The 18,524-nt window shown below is 70.3% G+C and carries 19 protein-coding genes, 1 pseudogene and 1 riboswitch; of the genes and pseudogenes, 14 read left to right on the top strand and 6 right to left on the bottom strand.

Translation table 11 applies throughout. From position 1 onward, the window contains the following. Positions 1-31 precede the first annotated feature (31 nt). From ACIRQP_RS14730 to ACIRQP_RS14720, 3 genes are all read right to left on the bottom strand, one after another. Positions 32-271 carry a hypothetical protein gene (locus tag ACIRQP_RS14730; RefSeq protein WP_403888807.1) on the bottom strand — a complete coding sequence of 80 codons (240 nt, stop codon included), beginning with the start codon at positions 269-271 and terminating at the stop codon, positions 32-34. Between the two features lie 204 nt (positions 272-475). Next, positions 476-652, bottom strand: a complete 177-nt coding sequence (locus tag ACIRQP_RS14725; protein WP_403888804.1) for a hypothetical protein — start codon at positions 650-652, stop codon at positions 476-478. Next, entirely contained in the window at positions 649-876 is a 228-nt protein-coding gene (locus ACIRQP_RS14720) for a helix-turn-helix domain-containing protein (RefSeq protein ID WP_403888801.1), read from the bottom strand. Before ACIRQP_RS14720 ends, ACIRQP_RS14725 begins: the two co-directional genes overlap by 4 nt. Positions 877-1,113: 237 nt before the next feature. Between ACIRQP_RS14720 and ACIRQP_RS14715 the strand changes: the two genes are divergently transcribed. Both ACIRQP_RS14715 and ACIRQP_RS14710 read left to right on the top strand, forming a co-directional pair. Continuing rightward, positions 1,114-1,569, top strand: coding sequence for a helix-turn-helix domain-containing protein (locus ACIRQP_RS14715; protein ID WP_403888798.1), 456 nt, complete (start codon positions 1,114-1,116; stop codon positions 1,567-1,569). 144 nt (positions 1,570-1,713) lie between these two features. After that, positions 1,714-2,133, top strand: a complete 420-nt coding sequence (locus tag ACIRQP_RS14710; RefSeq protein WP_403888795.1) for a hypothetical protein — start codon at positions 1,714-1,716, stop codon at positions 2,131-2,133. On the opposite strand, the gene ACIRQP_RS14705 is transcribed toward ACIRQP_RS14710, so the two are convergent. Further along, complete coding sequence (locus ACIRQP_RS14705; RefSeq protein ID WP_403888792.1) at positions 2,120-3,619, bottom strand: recombinase family protein; 1,500 nt, start codon at positions 3,617-3,619, stop codon at positions 2,120-2,122. The two genes, ACIRQP_RS14710 and ACIRQP_RS14705, sit on opposite strands and share 14 nt — an antisense overlap. Before the next feature lie 35 nt (positions 3,620-3,654). Between ACIRQP_RS14705 and ACIRQP_RS14700 the strand changes: the two are divergent. Continuing rightward, positions 3,655-4,317, top strand: a pseudogene (locus ACIRQP_RS14700) (alginate lyase family protein); the annotation flags it as partial. A 105-nt stretch (positions 4,318-4,422) separates the two neighbouring features. Here ACIRQP_RS14700 and ACIRQP_RS14695 read toward each other — a convergent pair. Further along, positions 4,423-5,649: an MFS transporter gene (locus ACIRQP_RS14695; protein WP_403888789.1), complete on the bottom strand. Its 1,227-nt coding sequence runs from the start codon at positions 5,647-5,649 to the stop codon at positions 4,423-4,425. 158 nt (positions 5,650-5,807) lie between these two features. On the opposite strand from ACIRQP_RS14695, the gene ACIRQP_RS14690 reads away from it, so the two are divergent. The 11 genes from ACIRQP_RS14690 (at position 5,808) to ACIRQP_RS14640 (ending at position 16,148) form a co-directional block, all read left to right on the top strand. Then, on the top strand, positions 5,808-7,082 hold the full coding sequence (locus ACIRQP_RS14690; protein WP_403888786.1) for an ROK family transcriptional regulator: 1,275 nt from the start codon (positions 5,808-5,810) through the stop codon (positions 7,080-7,082). 66 nt (positions 7,083-7,148) lie between these two features. Next, positions 7,149-7,279: riboswitch (FMN riboswitch) on the top strand. A gap of 182 nt (positions 7,280-7,461) precedes the next feature. Continuing rightward, positions 7,462-8,574 (top strand): bifunctional diaminohydroxyphosphoribosylaminopyrimidine deaminase/5-amino-6-(5-phosphoribosylamino)uracil reductase RibD, encoded by a 1,113-nt coding sequence (gene ribD / locus ACIRQP_RS14685; protein WP_403889430.1) that lies wholly within the window; start codon positions 7,462-7,464, stop codon positions 8,572-8,574. Next, on the top strand, positions 8,575-9,192 hold the full coding sequence (locus tag ACIRQP_RS14680) for a riboflavin synthase (RefSeq protein WP_403888783.1): 618 nt from the start codon (positions 8,575-8,577) through the stop codon (positions 9,190-9,192). A gap of 65 nt (positions 9,193-9,257) precedes the next feature. Next, the gene (locus ACIRQP_RS14675; RefSeq protein WP_403889427.1) at positions 9,258-9,839 is read left to right on the top strand and encodes a nicotinamide riboside transporter PnuC; all 582 of its coding nucleotides are present in this window, start codon (positions 9,258-9,260) and stop codon (positions 9,837-9,839) included. Positions 9,840-9,844: 5 nt separating this feature from the next. Continuing rightward, complete coding sequence (locus ACIRQP_RS14670; RefSeq protein WP_403889424.1) at positions 9,845-11,134, top strand: bifunctional 3,4-dihydroxy-2-butanone-4-phosphate synthase/GTP cyclohydrolase II; 1,290 nt, start codon at positions 9,845-9,847, stop codon at positions 11,132-11,134. A gap of 46 nt (positions 11,135-11,180) precedes the next feature. Beyond that, positions 11,181-11,693, top strand: a complete 513-nt coding sequence (gene ribH / locus ACIRQP_RS14665; protein ID WP_365976250.1) for a 6,7-dimethyl-8-ribityllumazine synthase — start codon at positions 11,181-11,183, stop codon at positions 11,691-11,693. Between the two features lie 8 nt (positions 11,694-11,701). Further along, positions 11,702-11,974 carry a phosphoribosyl-ATP diphosphatase gene (locus tag ACIRQP_RS14660; protein WP_030355539.1) on the top strand — a complete coding sequence of 91 codons (273 nt, stop codon included), beginning with the start codon at positions 11,702-11,704 and terminating at the stop codon, positions 11,972-11,974. Positions 11,975-12,083: 109 nt separating this feature from the next. After that, positions 12,084-12,932 (top strand): ATP phosphoribosyltransferase, encoded by an 849-nt coding sequence (gene hisG / locus ACIRQP_RS14655; protein ID WP_403888780.1) that lies wholly within the window; start codon positions 12,084-12,086, stop codon positions 12,930-12,932. A 52-nt stretch (positions 12,933-12,984) separates the two neighbouring features. Beyond that, the gene (locus tag ACIRQP_RS14650; protein WP_403888777.1) at positions 12,985-13,464 is read left to right on the top strand and encodes a PH domain-containing protein; all 480 of its coding nucleotides are present in this window, start codon (positions 12,985-12,987) and stop codon (positions 13,462-13,464) included. A gap of 210 nt (positions 13,465-13,674) precedes the next feature. Continuing rightward, a complete protein-coding gene (locus ACIRQP_RS14645; RefSeq protein WP_403888774.1) occupies positions 13,675-15,051 on the top strand; it encodes a hemolysin family protein in 1,377 nt (458 codons plus the stop codon). Next, positions 15,048-16,148, top strand: a complete 1,101-nt coding sequence (locus ACIRQP_RS14640; protein ID WP_403888771.1) for a hemolysin family protein — start codon at positions 15,048-15,050, stop codon at positions 16,146-16,148. Before ACIRQP_RS14645 ends, ACIRQP_RS14640 begins: the two co-directional genes overlap by 4 nt. Before the next feature lie 273 nt (positions 16,149-16,421). On the opposite strand, the gene ACIRQP_RS14635 is transcribed toward ACIRQP_RS14640, so the two are convergent. Beyond that, positions 16,422-18,335, bottom strand: a complete 1,914-nt coding sequence (locus tag ACIRQP_RS14635; RefSeq protein WP_403888768.1) for an AAA family ATPase — start codon at positions 18,333-18,335, stop codon at positions 16,422-16,424. Positions 18,336-18,524: the final 189 nt, after the last annotated feature.

Below are 18,524 nucleotides of genomic sequence, written 5' to 3'. Positions count from 1 at the left end.
TTGGAGTCCAACCGGACTCGGACGATGAGCGTCATGCCGCCACCGCCGCAACGATCTCAGGCATGACCGACTCGTCATCCAGCAACAGCACCGACACCAGCACCACAGCCCGCGACCCGTCATCCCACGGCTCCGTCTGCGTCCGCAGCGTCCACAGCACCAAATCCCCGACCGGCAGACGGGAGACGGTGCCACCCATCTCGTCCAGCCACGCCGCGAGGACATCGATCTCCGGGCTGACAATGCGAACCGCGTCGTGCCGGGCCTCCATACGGGCCGTCGGCAAGTTGTGGTCAGCAGCTGTGATCTCAACAGCGGACTCGTTCCGCCGCCTCAACTCCTGCCGCGCCCGGAAGGCGCTGACGGGAGCAGTAATCTCTGTTGTCACGGTGACCTCTTCTTTCAGTGGTTGAGGTGTGCCGAAGGGGCTTCCTGGACCTGGCCCGGTCCGGGCGGCCCCGCTTACATGTGGGGATCAGGCCGCGCGCTGAACAGGCGCCGCAGCCACGGCCGAACGGCCAGCCGGCCGGGTCAAAATCCGGCGCAGATCCGCGATCACATCCGCCGTCGGGGCCGGAGCCTCCGCGACCCGGGCGTGAATCTGAGCGATCACGTCGTCACCAAGCAGGCGCTGGCGCTCCTCGCGCGTCACGCTGCGACGCTTTCGATCTCGATCCGCTTCATGACCTTGCGGAGGTCGAAGTCATATGCCTCGGCGAGACGCATGGCCGTGTTCAGGTCAGGCTGTGCCTCGCCCGCGAGGATCCGGTATGCGGAGGATTCGCTGATTCCGGTACGGCGGGAGATGGCGTACCCGGTGCTGTCGCCGAGGCTGAGGGTCTTCTCCAGCAGCTTGCTGACGTTCAGGCGGAACATGTACTCACTCCTCCCGTTGCTGGTAGCAGGGGGTTCCTTGCTCACGAGGGAGACTCTGGCATGAAAATCCCTCCCGAGCAAGGGAGCTTGCTTGTGAGGGAGGGGTGAATTTACTGTCGTACGTGTGTTCGAGTTGCGCTCTGAGCAGTATCTACGCAGGTGGGTGGCCTGATAGCCACTCTTGCGGGGGAGGGATTTTCTGGCTACTCCCTACCTAGGGAGCTAAAGTTTGCGGACATGACCGATTCCCCCACAGCCCAGCGAGCGCAAAAGTTCGCGGCGCTCGTCGTACCCGCGGCCGAGCGCTCCGGCTACACAGGCCACGGTTCTCAACAGCGCCTGGCTGATGACACCGGCATGTCCCCCAGCAGCGTCTCCCGCATGCTCAAAGGACAGTCCATCCCCGAGCCGAAGTTCTTCCCCGCGATCGCGGATAAGCTCGGCATCCCCTTGCGCGACCTGCTCGTGGAGATGGGCATTCCGGCCGATTCCCTGACTGCACTGTCCGAAACCGGACGGTCACAGGTAGGCTCGCGGCCTATCACCCCATCAGAGGCAGCGGACCAGTGGGGCATCACGGACCCCATCGGGCGCGAGATGCTCACTGCGACCATTGAGCGACTCAAGCGTCTACAAGGCGAGGACGCTGCTGGCCACGCTGACGACGATGGGGGCACGGCGGCACAGATGTAGCGGGGGTACGCGATGGATCTCACGGCCGGCACACGAGCAACCGCCATAGCAGCAGCTGTAGTTATGGCCCTGGGGATGGCCGTAGTCCTCTACGGAGTGGCTCAAAACGAACTTTCCCGGAGTCTCGGGGGAGCCTGCCTCACTATGACCGCGCTCACCCTCATCGCCCTTGTGGCCATTCGGAGTTGGACCACGGACACACGCGAGGAGCGCCAGCGCCTGGCTGACGCACAACGCGAAGCAGACACTGAGCGCAGCCGCAGCGTTGCCTCGCAAGCCGCCCTGGAGGTCGAGCGCAGTCGGATCCAGCGTGACGCGGCCGCGGAGTGGGCACGAATAGAAGCCCGGTTGCAGACCGAGCGCCAGGCGATGCGCGCCCAACTCGAAGAAGAACGAGCCAAGATGGCCTGCGAAAGCCTGGAGACCGCGTTCCGTATGATCAACGCCGGGCTCTTCGAAGACCGGCCGGCAGGGCACGGCAAGGTCATCGGTTTCCCCAGCCACGCCGCCCGCGCCCGCGAAGAGGCAGCCTGCGACCGCGACCGCGGAGTCAGCCAGCCTTGAAACCCGGCTCGCCCACGAAACTGAGCGTGATGCGGCCAGGCTCGATCCGCTTGATCCCCTTGGCGTGAGCCTTATGCAGGCGCACGGTGACGATCGATCGGATCACCGTGCGCTTCTGCTCCAGCACGAGGTCATCCCACACCGCCTGCACGTCCGGGGCGCCGATAAGCGTGGCTACTGCTGGCGGCAGGGTGGGGGAGAGAGACCGCACCTTTTCTTCCGCCTTCTTGATTTTCGGCGTGAGGCCGCGCTCCAAGGACGCCAGGGACGCGGCAGTCAGCTGCGGGTTTCCCTCCTCATCGAATTCCCCGGCCAACTCCCGCGCGTCGTCCAGTTGCTTCTTCAGCCGCGCTACCAGCACCTTCGCGGTCTTCAACTTCTCGTCCTGCCCGTCCGCCTGGAAAGCGGCGGCGGCCTGAGGGGAACTTAGCCACTGGAGAATCGCCTCTTCCATGTACGCCTCGAACCACTCCTTGCGGATCGACGCGTGAGGGGAATCCGAGCAGTGGTACTTCCGTCCGTAGCTGGCTTTTCCCACCTTCAGGAATGGCAAATCGTCGCCGTGCTCGCCGCAGTACGTGACATGGGAATACACGTGCTTCACGCTCGTATCGCGCGTTGTCTGGCGGCTCGGGTCATCCAGAATGACCTGTGCCTGGTTGAACACTTCGTCCTTCACCAGCGCTGGCCACGACGCCTTCCCCACGACCTTGCCCTGATGGACCCGGAGCCCCGCGTAGGCACGGTTCCGCAACACCACGGTGACGCGGTCGATGTCCCATTTGACGCCATCAGGCAGCGCCGTGTCTTCCTCCGCGTCGAGCCACGCTCCGAGGCGGTAGGTGGTCTGCCCAGAGACGAACCGGTCGAACAGCTCGGTAACGTATGGGCCGAGGACAGTGTGCGGCACCTGGTCGATCAGGTCTCCGGTGTTGGGGTCGTAGCGGCGTGCGTAGCCCCACGGAATCCGGCTGACGGGACGACCCTCGGCTGCGAGCCTGCGATGCGTACGGAGGTTCCGGTCCCGAATGCCTTCGCCTTCGTCCTCGGCGTCCAAGGCATCGCGCGCTGTCGCCTTCCGGTCCTCCCGCTTGGACAGGTCGAAGATCTGCCCGTTGTAGCAGAGCAGCACGTTCCCTTCGAGACAGGCAGCGCGCAGCCTTACGTACGCCTCCAAGTCCCGGTAGTAGCGGGACGCCTCCCAGGCCACCACGATGCGGCACTTGCCGGCGCGGATGCCATCGAGCATGGACTCAAAGTCGGACCTGACGGTCTTCGAGTGGCGGGATGCCGAGCGGTCCACGTCCTTGTCGAAGACCCCGACGATCGGCCACGCGTACTGCTCGCACAGCCCGCGGCCTTCCTGGAGCTGGGTGTCCACGCTGTTCCCACGCTTCGTGGGGTCGTGGCTGGCCCGGCCATACAGGTACGCGAAGAACTCCTCGCCGGGATAGACGAGGTGCAGGTACTCAGGTGCGATGGGCATGTTGGAACGATACTGAAAACAAGTACCCCTAAGGAGAGTTCTTACAGCAGTACACCAGCGTCCTCGACGCCCTCGCGATCCTCGGCACCGGCGCCCCGGGGTGGACCGGCGGCGACCGCGCGGGGATGCGCACCTGGAACGAGGAGTTCCTGGACTGGCTGGTCAACTCGCCGTTCGGGCAGGAGGAGTCGGCCGCCGAGAACAACCACGGCACGTTCATGGACATGCAGGTCGCCGGTCTCGCGCTCGCCACCGGCGACCGGGGTCTCGCGCGGAAGATCGTCCTCGACGCCCGTAGGAAGCGCATCGACCCGCAGATCGCGGGCGACGGCAGCCAGCCGCAGGAACTGGCGCGTACGCGCAGCTGGCACTACTCGACCTTCGATCTGGTCGCCTACACGCGCCTCGCGGCCATCGGGGAAAAGGTCGGCGTGAACCTCTGGGCCTACGAAGGCCCGCAGGGGCAGAGCCTGTTCAAGGCGGTCGACTATCTGCTGCCGGCCGCGACCGGCGCCGCCCCCTGGCCGCACCCCGAGCTGGAGTTCCAGCGCTTCGCGGCGAGCGACATCGTCCACGCGGCGGCCGACGCGGGGGACCGTAAGGCCCGCGCCGCGGTCCCGCGCCTGGAGACTCCGCCGGGGGGTGACCTCTGGGCGCTGCGGCCCGCCGCGGAACAACTGGACTCCATCGCGGGCTGAGCCCCTCCTTGTCGGGGGCGCTCGGTTCGCCTCCGGGCGCTTGCCGTGTCCCTCGTCATTCGCCCATCGGAGAGACCGCGCCCGGGACGTAGGGGCACCCGGGGCTCACGCCTCGGGTGCCGGGGCCGGTGCGGGCTCGGTGGTGGGGTCGGCGGCGGCCGGCACGGTCCGGCGGTCGCCCGTGCGGAGCACCCCCGCGCCCACCATCAGGCCGCAGGCGAGCAGCGTCACCAGACCGAACGAGACCACGAGCGATGTCGCGTCCGCGACCGCGCCGATCGCCGAGGGCGCGATCAGCCCCGAGGTGTAGGTGATGGTGGCGACACCCGCGATGGCCTGGCTCGGGTTGGGCCCCGCGCGGCCCGCCGCCGCGAAGGCGAGCGGTACGACCACGGCCACGCCGAGCCCGAGGAACGCGAACCCGCCCATGGCGACCACCGGTTGCGGCGCGGTGACCACCAGGAGGCCGCCCACCACGGCCAGCGCGCCGCCCGTCCGTACGGTCCGTACCGCGCCGAACCGGTCGATCACCCGGTCGCCCGCGAGCCGCGCCACCGCCATGGTGAGCGCGAAGGCCGTGGTCGACGCCGCCGCGACGCCCGGTGAGGTGTCCAGCACGTCCCGGAGATAGACCGCCGACCAGTCGAGGCTCGCGCCCTCCGCGAAGACCGCGCAGAACCCGATCGCGCCGATCAGCAGCGCGGACTTCGGCGGCAGCGCGAACCGCGGCGGCGGGTCCTCCTCGGGTGCGCTGCGCAGGTCGAGTACGCCCTGGCAGACCAGCAGGCCCAGCACCGTGAGCACGGTGGCGGCGAGCAGATGATGCAGCCGGGCGTCACTGCCCAGATGGGCCGCGAGGGTGCCGGCCGCGGAGCCGATCAGCGCACCCGTGCTCCACATACCGTGCAGACTCGACATGATCGACTTGTCGAGCCGGTTCTCGACCTCCACCCCGAGGGCGTTCATCACCACGTCCGACAGGCCCGAGGCGGCGCCGTACACGAACAGGGCCGCGCACAGCGTGACGAGATTCGGCGCCAGGGACGGCAGGGTCAGCGCGAGCGTCCAGAGGGCGAGCAGGGCACGCAGCGCGTTGCGCGAGCCGAAGCGGTGGCTGATCCCGCTCGCCAGCGGCATCGCGACGGACGCACCGATCGCGGGGAAGGCGAGCGCGAGCCCGAGCTGTCCCGCGCTGATCCCGGCGTGATCCTGGATCCACGGGATACGGGTGGCGAAGCTGCCGGTGACGGCTCCGTGTACGCAGAAGACAGCGGCGACGGCGAATCTGGCCCGCCGCAACCTCTCTTTGTCGTAGACCACTTCAGCCGACATCAGCGTCCTGTTCCTCCCCTGGGGGTGCCCGTTCACCGAGCACCCGGTGACGCACCTTCGTCGGTGCCGGAGTAAATTATCAGGAACCCTGCCTGATAAATAGGCCTTAATGAGCTGGGCACGCTTGGGCGGCCCCGGCGATCTGGAAGGATTCCGGTATGGCCGCGTCTCCGAGCACCGCCAGAGCCATCAACGACCGGCTCGCCCTGCGACTGCTCCAGCAGGAAGGCCCGCTGACGGCGGGACAGCTGAAGACGCTGACCGGGCTCTCCCGGCCCACCGTCGCCGATCTGGTGGAGCGGCTCCAGGACTCGGGACTGGTCAGGGTGGTCGGCGAGACGGGCGACCGGCGGCGCGGCCCGAACGCGCGGCTGTACGGGATCGTCGCGGACCGTGCCCATCTCGCGGCTCTCGACGTACGGACCCACAGCGTCTCCGTCGTGGTCGCCGATCTGCTCGGCGAGACCCTCACCGAGGCGGTCCTGCCCATCGGCAGCGACACCGCCACGGAAGCCGCCGTCGAGCGGGCCGTGGCGCTGCTGGAGCGTACGGCCGGGCAGGCGGGCTCCGTCCCGCTGCACAGCGTGGGCATCGGCGCCCCGGGCCTGGTCGACCCGGTCACCGGCGAACTCCGCGACTCCAGCGGACTGCCCGCCTGGCACCGCAGGCTCGTCGCCGTGCTCCAGGAACGGCTGCCCGCCACCGTCCTGGTCGAGAACGAGACCAATCTCGCCGCGCTCGCGGAGCAGCGCCTCGGCGCGGCCCGTGGCCAGGACACCTTCGTCCTGCTCTGGCTCGGCCACGGAGTGGGCGCGGCGGTCGTGCTCGACGGCAAGCTCCGCAGGGGCGCCTCCGGGGGAGCGGGCGAGATCGCCTTCCTGCCCGTGCCCGGCACCTCGCGGCTGCCCTCGGCGGTCGCCTGCGACGGCGGTTTCCACACCCTGGCGGGCTCGACGGGCATCGCCGAACTCGCCGCGCGCTACGGCATCGCGGCCGTTCCCGCGCCACAGGAACCGCCCTCCGCCGCGCTGGTACGCACGGCGGTGAGAGCCGTCGGGGGCGCCCCGGCGAAGGAGGCGAGGTCCGCGGCGGCGTTTCTCGACGACCTCGCCGACCGGCTCGCCCTCGGTGCGGCGGCGGAGGAAGCGAGGTCCGCGGCGGCGTTTCTCGACGACCTCGCCGACCGGCTCGCCCTCGGTGCGGCGGCGGTCAGTGCCGTACTCGACCCCGGCCGGATCGTGCTGGCCGGCGAGGCTGGCCACGCGGGCGGCGAGGCGCTGGCGGCCCGGGTCGAGGACCGGCTGGCCGCGATGTCCCCGCTGCGTACGGAGGTCAGAGCCGGGGCGCTCGGCGGTGCGGCGGTCCTGCGCGGCGCCCTGCTGACGGCGCGGGACGCGGCACAGGACGAGCTGTTCGCCCCCCAGGTCCTGTGAGTCAGCCCACAACCCTCGCCCGCTTGCCCCGCGATCAGCCGTGGCACACTGGTCGGGTACCAGAAGCAGCGCACTCCGGGGTCGGTGTAATTCCGAACCGGCGGTTATAGTCCGCGACCCGTCCGCATCCAGCGGCCGGTTGACCAGGTGAGATTCCTGGACCGACGGTGAAAGTCCGGATGGGAGGCAGTGCGCGGCGGGCCCTTACAGGTACGCCGCCGTCGGTGGTTCGTCCTCGGACGAGCCGGATCTTCGGCCTCGGCGTTCCCTTGTGCGTTCCCGCTTCTCTGTCGTCATCGACAGGCCCCGGAGTCCGTGCCCGAAGAGGCAGGAGGACCCGGTGGCCAAGGAAACCGACGTCGTGGGCGAGGCCGATGCCATGCGCCGCGCCATCGCGCTCGCCGCTCGTGGACTCGGTTCCACCAGCCCCAACCCGGTCGTCGGATGCGTGATACTCGACGCCTCGGGCCACCTCGCCGGCGAGGGATTCCACCGGCGCGCGGGCGGTCCGCACGCCGAGATCCACGCCCTGCGCGCGGCCGGTGAGCGGGCCCGCGGCGGCACGGCGTACGTCACCCTCGAACCCTGCGCCCACACCGGCCGTACGGGACCCTGCGCCCAGGCACTCATCGACGCCGGTGTCGCCCATGTCAGCTACGCCGTCGCCGACCCGAACCCCCAGGCGGCGGGCGGCGCCGACACTCTGCGCGCGGCCGGACTCACCGTCACCGGCGGGCTTCTCGGCGAGGAGGCCGAGGCGGGCAACGCCGCCTGGCTCACCTCCGTACGCCAGGGCCGTCCCCACGTCCTGTGGAAGTACGCGGCCACGTTGGACGGCCGGATCGCCGCCGCCGACTCCACCAGCCGCTGGATCACCTCCGCCGAGGCGCGCGCGGATGTCCACCGGCTGCGCGCCGAGGCCGACGCGGTCGTGGTCGGCTCGGGCACCGCGCGCGCCGACGATCCGCATCTCGCCGTACGCGGCATCGAGGGCGCCGTCCAGCCGCTGCGGGTCGTCGTCGACACCGACGCGACGGCCGTGACGCCCGGCGCCCGGGTGCTCGACGGCGCGGCGCCCACCCTGATCGCGATCGCCGAGGACGCCGACGCGGGGGAGTTGCCCGAGGTCGTACGGCTGCCGCGGGCCGGACGCGGTCTGGACATTCCCGCCCTGCTGGCCGCGCTGCACGAGCGCGGCGTCCGCTCCGTGCTCCTCGAAGGCGGCCCGGCCCTGGCCGGCTCCTTCGTCGCCGCGGGAGCCGTCGACAAGGTCGTCGGCTATATCGCCCCCGTTCTGCTCGGCGCCGGCCGTACGGCCCTCGGCGACGCAGGAATCAGCACCCTCGGCGAGGCGTTGCGACTCCGGATGACGGAGACCGTACGGATCGGGCCCGACCTGCGGATCACCGCGGTCCCCGGGCCCGGACATGAACCCGGACCGGCGCCCGCGCCCGCGCTCGCCACGAATGTCCCCACCACGAAGGAGCGTTGAGTGTTCACCGGAATCGTCGAAGAACTGGGTGAGGTCACCGCCATCGAGAACCTCGGTGACTCCTCCCGCTTCCGCCTCCGCGGACCCGTGGTCACGGAGAACGCCCAGCACGGTGACTCGATCGCCGTCAACGGTGTCTGTCTCACGGTCGTGGACTTCGCGGACGGTGAGTTCACCGCCGATGTGATGGCCGAGACGCTGAAGCGCTCCAGCCTCGGCGCGCTGGCGACCGGCTCCCGGGTCAACCTGGAGCGGCCCGTGGCCGTCGGCGGCCGGCTCGGCGGACATATCGTCCAGGGCCATGTGGACGGCACCGGCACCGTCGTCGAGCGCACCCCGTCCGAGCACTGGGAGCTGGTCAGGATCGCGCTCCCCGCCGCCCTGTCGCGCTATGTCGTCGAGAAGGGCTCGATCACCGTCGACGGCGTCAGCCTCACGGTCGTCGACGCCGGGCCCGACCACTTCACCATCAGCCTCATCCCCACCACCCTCGCCCTGACCACACTCGGCATCAAGGGACCCGGCGACCCGGTCAACCTCGAAGTCGACGTTCTCGCGAAATACGTCGAGCGGCTGCTCGGCACCGGCACGGCGCGGACCGAGGAGTTGGACCGGTGAACACCCTGTCCTGGCTGAACGGCGAGGCGTTCACGGCCTTCGGCCAGCACATCCTGTGGTCCGACATGATCGGCAACACCATCGGTCTGGCCGCTCTCGCGCTCGGCTGGCGGCGCTCGATCTGGACCTGGCCCGCCCAGTTCCTGTCCGGCGTCATCCTCGTCGGCGCGTATGCCTCCGCCCACCTCAGCGGTGGTGTCGGCAAGCAACTGCTGGTCATCGGTGTGGCGTTGTGGGGCTGGCGTCTGTGGCAGCGCGGCAGGCGGCAGGCGCAGGACGGCTCGATCGCCGTACGGTTCGCCACCTGGCGCGAGCGCGGGATCCTGCTCGGCGGTACGGCGCTGGGCACCCTGGCTGTCGGCGGTCTCTTCGTCGCCGTCCCCGACCTGTCCTGGAACCCCTGGCCCGACGCGTACATCTTCGTCGGCACGCTCGCCGCGATGGTCGCCCAGGCCCGTGGTCTGGTCGAGTTCTGGTTCGCCTGGCTGCTCGTGGACATCGTCGGCGTACCGCTCGCCTTCAGCAGCGGACTCGCCTTCTCCGGCCTCGTGTACGTCATCTATCTCGCCCTCGTCCTCTGGGGGATGCGCGACTGGTGGCTCCGTTCCCGCGCAAACGCCCCGGCTCTGGAAGGAGCAGCAGCATGACCGCACTGCCGGCCCAGCCCACCTGGTACTCCACCGACAATGCCGAGGACCTCTCGCTCGACCCCGTGGAGCAGGCCGTACGCGATATCGCCGCCGGCCGCCCGGTCGTGGTGGTCGACGACGAGGACCGGGAGAACGAGGGCGATCTCGTCATCGCGGCCGAGATGGCCACCCCCGAGATCATCGCCTTCATGATGAGCGAGTGCCGCGGACTGATCTGCGCCCCGATGGAGGGCGCGGAGCTGGACCGGCTCGAACTCCCGCAGATGGTCGCCCACAACACCGAATCGATGCGTACGGCCTTCACCGTCTCCGTGGACGCGTCGGCCGCCCATGGGGTCACCACCGGTATCTCCGCCGCCGACCGGGCCACCACCCTCCGGCTGCTCGCCGCGGGCGACGCGGAGCCCGGCGACTTCGTCAGGCCCGGCCATGTCTTCCCGCTGCGCGCCAAGGCCGGCGGCGTGCTCGTACGCAACGGTCACACCGAGGCCGCCGTCGATCTGGCGCGCCTCGCCGGTCTGCGGCCGGCCGGCGCCATCGTGGAGATCGCGGGCGAGGACGGGGTGATGCTGCGGCTGCCCGAGCTGATCCCGTTCGCCCGCAAGCACGGCCTCACGATCATCTCCATCGAGGATCTGATCGCCCACCGCCGTACCTCGGAGCCCACGGTCCGCCGCGAGGCGAAGGTACGCCTCCCCACGGCCTACGGGGAGTTCACCGCGTACGGCTACCGCTCCACGGTCGACGGCGTCGAGCATGTCGCGCTCGTCCACGGCGACATCGGCGACGGCGAGGATCTGCTCGTACGGGTCCACTCGGAATGCCTCACCGGCGACATCTTCGGCTCGTTGCGCTGCGACTGCGGCCCCCAGCTCCAGGCGTCCATGGAACGGATCACCAAGGAGGGCCGCGGGGTCGTCGTCTATCTGCGCGGCCACGAGGGCCGGGGCATCGGGCTGCTGTCCAAGCTGCGCGCGTACGAGCTCCAGGAGCGCGGCCACGACACGCTGGACGCCAATCTCGAACTCGGCCTGCCCGCCGACGCCCGCGACTACGCGGCGGGCGCGCGGATCCTCGACGACCTCGGGGTCCGCGGGCTGCGGCTGATGACCAACAACCCCGACAAGACGACGGCGCTCGTCCGGTACGGGCTGCGGGTCACCGGACGCGAGCCGGTGCCCGTCCAGGCGGGGGAGCACAACCTCCGCTATCTGCGCACCAAGCGCGACCGGATGGGGCACGACCTGCCCTGGCTGGACGCGGCCACCGCGTCCACCTGCGACAACCAGTAACCACAACATCCCAAAAGACCACCAGAGAACAGCTTCGAGGAGAGACGTGAGCGGCAAGGGCGCACCCGAACTGAGTGTGAAGAACTGCGGAGACCTCCGGGTCGCCGTGATCGCGGCGCAGTGGCACGAGCAGGTGATGGACGGTCTCGTCGACGGCGCCCTGCGGGCCCTGCGGGACCTCGGCATCGACGAGCCGACCCTGCTCCGCGTGCCGGGCAGCTTCGAGCTTCCGGTCGTCGCCAAGGTGCTGGCCGGCCGCGGGTATGACGCGGTCGTCGCCCTCGGCGTCGTCATCAGGGGCGGCACCCCGCACTTCGAGTATGTGTGCCAGGGCGTGACGCAGGGCCTCACGCAGGTCTCCGTCGACACGGGCGTGCCGATCGGCTTCGGCGTGCTGACCTGCGACACCGAGGAGCAGGCGCTCGACCGGGCCGGGCTGGAGGGCTCCCACGAGGACAAGGGGCACGAGGCGGTCACCGCCGCCGTCGCCACCGCGACCACCCTGCGCACCATCGCCGAACCCTGGCGCCAGGGGGCCACGTCCGGCCGCGTAAAGTGACCCTCACCATGTCCAAGAAGACGTTCGAGGAGCTCTTCACCGAGCTCCAGCAGAAGGCCGCCGAGGGCGACCCCGCCACCTCCCGCACCGCCGAGCTGGTGGGCAAGGGCGTCCATGCCATCGGCAAGAAGGTCGTCGAAGAGGCGGCCGAAGTGTGGATGGCCGCCGAGTACGAGGGCAAGGAAGCCGCCGCCGAGGAGATCTCTCAGCTCCTCTACCACGTTCAGGTGATGATGGTCGCGCGCGGAATCTCCCTCGACGACGTGTACGCCCATCTCTGATACGCCCGCCTCCAAGTCCGATACGTCCGCCTCCGGGCGCACGCGTCCCGTTTCGTCCTGTATCACTTGTTCCGTACCACCGCCCCTTCGCACAAAGGAATCCGACCTCATGCTGCGCATCGCCATTCCCAACAAGGGTTCACTCTCGGGACCTGCGTCGGCGATGCTCCATGAGGCCGGCTACCAGCAGCGCAAGGAGTCCAAGGAGCTCGTCCTGGTCGATCCGGACAACGAGGTGGAGTTCTTCTACCTCCGCCCGCGTGACATCGCGATCTATGTGAGCTCCGGTCGGCTCGACATCGGTATCACCGGCCGTGATCTGCTGCTGGACTCCGGCGCCAACGCGGAGGAGATCCTTCCGCTCGGCTTCGCGCGCTCCACCTTCCGCTACGCCACCAAGCCCGGCACCGCGGGCGGCGTCGCGGACTTCGGCGGCATGACCGTCGCCACCTCGTACGAGGGCATCGTCGCCAAGCACCTCGCGGACAACGGCATCGACGCGTCGGTCGTCCACCTGGACGGCGCGGTCGAGACCGCCATCGAGCTGGGTGTCGCCCAGGTCATCGCCGATGTGGTGGAGACCGGCACCTCGCTGCGCAACGCGGGCCTGGAGGTGGTCGGCGAGCCGATCATGACCTCGGAGGCGGTCGTCATCCGCCGCAGTGACGCCGACGGCGAGGAGCCCAAGGTGCGGCAGTTCCTGCGCAGGCTCCAGGGCGTCCTCGTGGCCCGTACGTACGTGATGATGGACTACGACTGCCGCGCCGAACACCTGGAGCGCGCCGTCGCCCTCACCCCGGGCCTGGAGTCACCGACCGTCTCCCCGCTGCACAACGAGGGGTGGGTCGCCGTCCGCGCGATGGTTCCGGCCAGGGAGGCACAGCGGATCATGGACGATCTGTACGAGCTGGGCGCCCGCGCCATCCTCACCACGGCCATCCACGCCTGCCGCCTCTGATCCCGCGCCGGTCGCCCGGCCGCCGCACCCACTCCCGGAAGTCCGAGAACGTATGTCCGCTCCCGCCCAGCCCGGTCCGTCAGGTCAGTCCGGTCCGCCCGCCCTTCCGGTCACCTTCCGGCCGACCCGTACCCGGGCCGTGCTGCTGACCGTCGGCGTGGTCATGTTCGCCGTCATCACGGCCATCGGCCTGGCACTCGACCAGCTGAGCGCGGGGGAGCGGATGAGCTTCATCTTCACGGCCCTGCTGTTCCTCGGGGTGCTGGCGCTGCTCAGCCGCCCCAAGGCCGTGGCCGACGACACAGGAGTGACTGTCGTCAATATCACGCGCACCCGCCGACTGGAGTGGGCGGAGATCCTGCGCGTCAATCTGCGGCCAGGTGACCCCTGGGTCTTCCTCGACCTCAGCGACGGCAGCAGCCTGCCTGTTCTGGCCATCCAGCCCGGAATCGCCAGGGCACACGCCATCCGTGACGCGCGCGCCCTGCGTGCGCTCGCCGACTCCCGCTCCGCCGCGGCCGACCACGGCTGACCGCACGGCGCCCCATCCACGGCCGTACAGCACTGCCCCCTTCGCCGCTGTCTTGATTACTCTGGTGCCGGAGGCGCCGAGTGCGCCCCGCTCCGCATTCGACGGCCGTATCCGGCCCGCGGGGCACCTGCGACCCGAGGAGTGACTCCCTCCAGCAATGGACGGATCGTCCGGTAGTACCTGCGCCGCCCCCTTCGAAGAGGCGGCGGCATGACCATCCCCCTTCTGCTGCTCGCCGCGGCATTCCTTCTGATCCTCGCCAACGGATTCTTCGTGGCCGCCGAGTTCGGCCTCGTCACCGTGGACCGTCCCGACGCCGAACGCGCCGCCGCCGCGGGCGACCGCCGCGCCCGTACGGTCGTCAGGTCCCTGCGGGAACTGTCCTTCCAGCTCTCCGGCACCCAACTGGGCATCACGATCACCTCGCTGGTCGTCGGCATGCTCGCCGAGCCCGCGCTCGCCCGGCTGCTGGACGCCCCGCTCTCCGCGACCGGACTGCCCGAGGAGGCCGTCTCCGGGGTCGCGGTGGTGATCGGCATGCTGCTCGCCTCCGCCGTCCAGATGGTGATCGGCGAACTCGTTCCGAAGAACTGGGCGGTCTCCCGGCCGCTCCAGGTCGCGCGGTTCGTGGCGGGGCCCCAGCATCTCTTCGCCACCGTGTTCCGGCCGGTGATCACCCTGCTCAACACCGTCGCCAACCGGCTCGTCCGGCTGCTGGGCGTGGAACCGACCGATGAACTCGCCTCGGCCCGCACCCCCGGTGAACTGGTCTCCCTGGCCCGCCACTCCGCCCGCGCGGGCACCCTCGAACAGGACACCGCCGATCTGTTCGTACGGACCCTCTCACTCGGCCGGCTCACCGCACAGCATGTGATGACCCCCCGGGTGAAGGTGAGCGCGCTCCAGGCCGACGCGACCGCCGCGGACGTCCTCAACCTCACCCGCGCCACCGGTCTGTCGCGCTTCCCCGTCTACCGGGAGCGCATCGACGAGATCGTGGGCATGGTGCATCTCAAGGACGCGCTCGCGGTGCCGGTGGAGCGGCGGCTGAGCACCCCGGCCGGCCGGATCGCCGTGCCGGCCCTGCTGGTCCCCGAGACCCTGCCCGTGCAGCAGCTCCTTGAGCGGCTGCGCAGCGAGCAGCCGATAGCCATCGTGGTCGACGAGTACGGCGGTACGGCCGGCGTCGTCACCCTGGAGGACATCATCGAGGAGCTGGTCGGCGAGGTACGCGACGAGCACGACGCCGAGGGCGACGGACGGCCGGAACTGGCCCCCGTCGCGCCCGAGGACGGCCGCCCCGCCTGGGACGCCGACGGCAGCGCCCGGGTCCTCACCCTGCGGCGGATCGGACTCGACGTACCCGAGGGACCGTACGAGACCCTCGCCGGCCTCGTCGCGGATCTGCTGGGCCGCATCCCGGCCCCCGGCGACCGGGCGGAGCTGCCGGGCTGGCGGCTCTCCGTACGCCAGGTGGACCGCTACCGGGCCGAGCGGGTCCGGCTGGTACGTACCGCCGAGCTTCCGGCGGGCACCCCGGCCGATCAGCGGAACTGCGTCCCGGCGATGGCGGAGGGCGCCCGATGAGCGCCCTGCAACTCGTCTTCGCCCTGCTCCTCGTCCTGGCCAACGGCTTCTTCGTCGGCGCCGAGTTCGCCCTCGTCTCCGTACGCCGCAGCCAGATCGAACCGCACGCCGCACGCGGCTCCGCGCGGGCCAGACAGGTGCTGCACGGTCTGGAGAATCTGCCGCAGATGATGGCGGCCGCGCAGTTCGGCATCACCATCTGCTCCCTGACGCTCGGCGCGGTCGCCGAGCCCACGGTGGCGCATCTGCTGGAGCCCGTCTTCCACGCCGCCCATATGCCCGAGGGGCTGATCCATCCGCTGGGCTATGTCATAGCCCTCGCGCTGGTCGTCTTCCTGCATCTGGTCATCGGCGAGATGGTCCCGAAGAACCTCGCCATGGCCGCGCCCGAGAAGACCGCGCTCTGGTTCAGCCCCGGCCTGGTCGGCTTCGCCCGGCTGTGCCGCCCGGTGACGGCCGGACTTGGCGCCTGCGCCCGGCTGGTGCTGTGGGCCTTCCATGTCGAGCCCAAGGACGAGGTGGAGGCGGTCTTCACCAGCGAGCAGCTCAACCGGCTCGTCGAGGACTCGGGCCAGGCGGGACTGCTCGAACCGGAGGCGCAGGAACGGCTGGAGGACGCCCTGGAACTGGGCAGCCGCCCGGTCACGGACGTGCTCCTGACCCGCGCCTCCCTGGTGACGGTGACCCCCGCGGTCACCCCGCGCGAGATCGAGGAGCTGACGGTACGCACCGGCTACTCCCGCTTCCCGGTCTGCGCGGAGGGCGGCGGGGCCTTCATGGGCTATCTGCATGTCAAGGACGTCCTCGATCTGGAAGCCGGCGAGCGCGCCGTGCCGCAGCACATCTGGCGGCCGATGGCGACGCTGCGTGCGGAACTCCCACTGGACGACGCGCTCACCGTGATGCGCCGCGCGGCCACGCATCTGGCGCAGGTCGCGGACGCGTCCGGCCGGGTGCTCGGCCTGGTGGCCCTGGAGGACGTACTGGAAATGCTGGTCGGTGAGGTACGCGACCCGTCCCACCGCGCGACGGCGCCGAAGGCGGCCCTGGTGGGTGAGCAGCGCACGGACCAGGCGGACCAGGTCCTGGCACGCTGACAGGGCCGCCCAGGCTCCGCCGAACCGAGCTCCGGGGGCGTGTTGCGAAAGCAGGGCTTCGCAACACGCCCTAGGCCGTGTCTGACAAATTCCGCCTGGCTCGCGGCGTCTGGCACGCGCGCTCGCCGCGTTGTCGGGCTCGTCCACGTAGCTCCGCTACGAGGACGACCCTCCGCCTTGCGATCGCACGCACCAGACGCCGTGAGCCCCGCCCTCCGGGCGGACGGCGCTATTTATCAGACACGCCCTAGGTCCTGTCCGACCGGACAGGACCTAAACGGGCGGTATGTCCTGGGGGCCGCGGTTCGCCGGGCCGCGCCCCGAGAGCACCTCGCCGTACGCCTGCATCAGATCGGGCAGCCGCAGCGTCGCCAGATCGTCGCGGGTCGGTGTCCCGCTGTACCCGGACAGCCGCAGATCGCGGTACGCGCAGCTCTTCTCGTACAGCGTCCGCACGAAGCGGCCGTTGCCCAGCTCGTCGATCCATCCCTGGTCGACGACATGTCCGCTGATCGAGCGCAGCTCGTCCGCGGACTCCTCGTCCCAGACGTCGCCGTTCTCCGCGGCCAGCACGCCGCCGATGGCGGTCAGTTCCAGCGGCCGGTAGCTGGGGAAGTCGACCCGGCTGGTGAAGCGTGAGGAGAGGCCCGGATTGGTGGCGAGCAGCCGGTCCATGCCCTCCGGATAGCCGGCCAGGATGACCACGAGATGGTCGCGGTTGTCCTCGGCGCGCTTCAGCAGCACCTGAAGGGCCTCGTCGCCGTACGCGTCGCCCTTGCTGTAGCCCGAGTTGGAGAGGCTGTACGCCTCGTCGACGAAGAGCACCCCGCCGATCGCCGAGTCGATCAGCTCATTCGCCTTGACGGCGGTCTGGCCCAGGAACTCGCCCACCATGTCGGCCCGCTGGGCCTCGACCAGATGGTCCCCGCCGAGCAGCCCCAGGGCGTAGAAGATCCGCCCGAGAATCCGGGCGACGGTGGTCTTGCCGGTGCCGGAGGGGCCCGAGAAGACAAAGTGACGTTTCGGCGGCTGGACGGGCAGCCCCTGGCCGGCCCGCAGCCGTGCCATGTGCAGCTGCGCCGTCGCCGCCTTGACCTGCCGTTTCACCGGCTCCAGACCGACCATCCGCTCCAGTTCGGCGAGCGCTTCGGCGAGCAGCGCCGGATCGGTCGGGCCGTCCGGGAAGCGCGGCGGAGCGGGTGGCGGGGGCGGCGGGGACTTCTCCCGTACGCCTTCGGGCGCCGGAGGCGGGGCGACACCGCCCAGCTGGGGCTGCGCCCCGTTGCCGAGCCGTACGTCGGAGCCGGCCGAACCCTCCGGCTCGCCCCCGGACTCCGCCACGCCCGCCGTGTCCGCCACGTCCTGGCCGAGCCCCGCCCGCGTGACCGAGGCCATCCCCACCGGATCGTCCGGCCCTTCGTACCCGTCGGAATCGGTGATCGCGGCGAGCCGGGCCGCGGTGTCCATGAACGCCGGATCGAGCCGGTGCACGGCCCGGTAGAGCGGCAGCGCGGCGGCGCTGCGGCCGGTGCCCTCGTGGGCGCGGGCCAGCCAGTACCGCAGCTCCTTGCGCTGCGGCTGTTCGCTGCGGCAGCGCATCAGCGCGGTGGACAGCAGCGGCTCCGCCTGTCCGTACATCTCCAGCCGCACCCGCGCCATCCCGCCGAAGAGTCCGGCCTCGATCCCCAGCAGCGGGTCCTGGACGAGTGGTTCGGTGTGGCGCACCAGCTGGTCCCAGTCCTTGACCAGATAAGCGCGGCAGGCGTGCAGGAAGCGCACCTGCGGATCGGCGTCCACCGGCGGCAGACCCGCGAGGGCCCGGTCCAGCTCCGGTACATGGCGGCCGTCCAGCCAGTGCGAGGCATGGGCGAGCAACAGATCGCGCCCGCTCTCCAGCACCGGCTGCACCCACCAGCCGAGCCAGTACCAGGAGTTGAGCGTGCGGCGGTGGCGGGAGCGCTGCTCGCCGAAGCGGTCGCGGTGGCGGTACATCCGCAGCAGGGCGGTGGTGGTGTCGACCCGCAGCGCGTGCAGCCCGAGCCAGCCGTCGGCCATCCCGGGATCGAGCCGTACGGCGGTCCTGAACTCTTCCTCCGCCTGGGGATAGGCCCCCATCGTGTAGGCGTCCACACCGCGCACCCAGGCGAGGTCGGCCGGGGCTTGCGTGCCCTGCGTGCCGATATCCATCAGGTCCCCCACAAACCGTGCCCCCGGAATGTCCCGCCGGGCGGGCGCCCGCCGGCAGCGTGCCGAACCACCTTGTCGCGGACGGGAATTGACCGCACCGAGAGGCATCGTACCTGCGCAGAGGGTGTGCGACTAAGGGCACCGCAGCGTGGGCGGAGCGGTGACCCAGGGTGAGCGCGGGAGGCGTAC

It is taken from the genome of Streptomyces sp. NPDC102274 (assembly GCF_044766385.1).
GTDB lineage: Bacteria > Actinomycetota > Actinomycetes > Streptomycetales > Streptomycetaceae > Streptomyces.
This window is presented reverse-complemented; position numbering and strand designations above follow the sequence as displayed.

Excerpts from the sequence above, each read along its gene's own strand:
- ACIRQP_RS14730 (WP_403888807.1), bottom strand. The coding sequence starts at position 271 with ATGGAGGCCCGGCACGACGCGGTTCGCATTGTCAGCCCGGAGATCGAT.
- ACIRQP_RS14720 (WP_403888801.1), bottom strand. The coding sequence starts at position 876 with ATGTTCCGCCTGAACGTCAGCAAGCTGCTGGAGAAGACCCTCAGCCTC.
- ACIRQP_RS14715 (WP_403888798.1), top strand. The coding sequence starts at position 1,114 with ATGACCGATTCCCCCACAGCCCAGCGAGCGCAAAAGTTCGCGGCGCTC.
- ACIRQP_RS14710 (WP_403888795.1), top strand. The coding sequence starts at position 1,714 with ATGACCGCGCTCACCCTCATCGCCCTTGTGGCCATTCGGAGTTGGACC.
- ACIRQP_RS14705 (WP_403888792.1), bottom strand. The coding sequence starts at position 3,619 with ATGCCCATCGCACCTGAGTACCTGCACCTCGTCTATCCCGGCGAGGAG.
- ACIRQP_RS14695 (WP_403888789.1), bottom strand. The coding sequence starts at position 5,649 with ATGTCGGCTGAAGTGGTCTACGACAAAGAGAGGTTGCGGCGGGCCAGA.
- ACIRQP_RS14690 (WP_403888786.1), top strand. The coding sequence starts at position 5,808 with ATGGCCGCGTCTCCGAGCACCGCCAGAGCCATCAACGACCGGCTCGCC.
- ribD (WP_403889430.1), top strand. The coding sequence starts at position 7,462 with ATGCGCCGCGCCATCGCGCTCGCCGCTCGTGGACTCGGTTCCACCAGC.
- ACIRQP_RS14675 (WP_403889427.1), top strand. The coding sequence starts at position 9,258 with ATGATCGGCAACACCATCGGTCTGGCCGCTCTCGCGCTCGGCTGGCGG.
- ACIRQP_RS14660 (WP_030355539.1), top strand. The coding sequence starts at position 11,702 with ATGTCCAAGAAGACGTTCGAGGAGCTCTTCACCGAGCTCCAGCAGAAG.
- hisG (WP_403888780.1), top strand. The coding sequence starts at position 12,084 with ATGCTGCGCATCGCCATTCCCAACAAGGGTTCACTCTCGGGACCTGCG.
- ACIRQP_RS14650 (WP_403888777.1), top strand. The coding sequence starts at position 12,985 with ATGTCCGCTCCCGCCCAGCCCGGTCCGTCAGGTCAGTCCGGTCCGCCC.
- ACIRQP_RS14645 (WP_403888774.1), top strand. The coding sequence starts at position 13,675 with ATGACCATCCCCCTTCTGCTGCTCGCCGCGGCATTCCTTCTGATCCTC.
- ACIRQP_RS14640 (WP_403888771.1), top strand. The coding sequence starts at position 15,048 with ATGAGCGCCCTGCAACTCGTCTTCGCCCTGCTCCTCGTCCTGGCCAAC.
- ACIRQP_RS14635 (WP_403888768.1), bottom strand. The coding sequence starts at position 18,335 with ATGGATATCGGCACGCAGGGCACGCAAGCCCCGGCCGACCTCGCCTGG.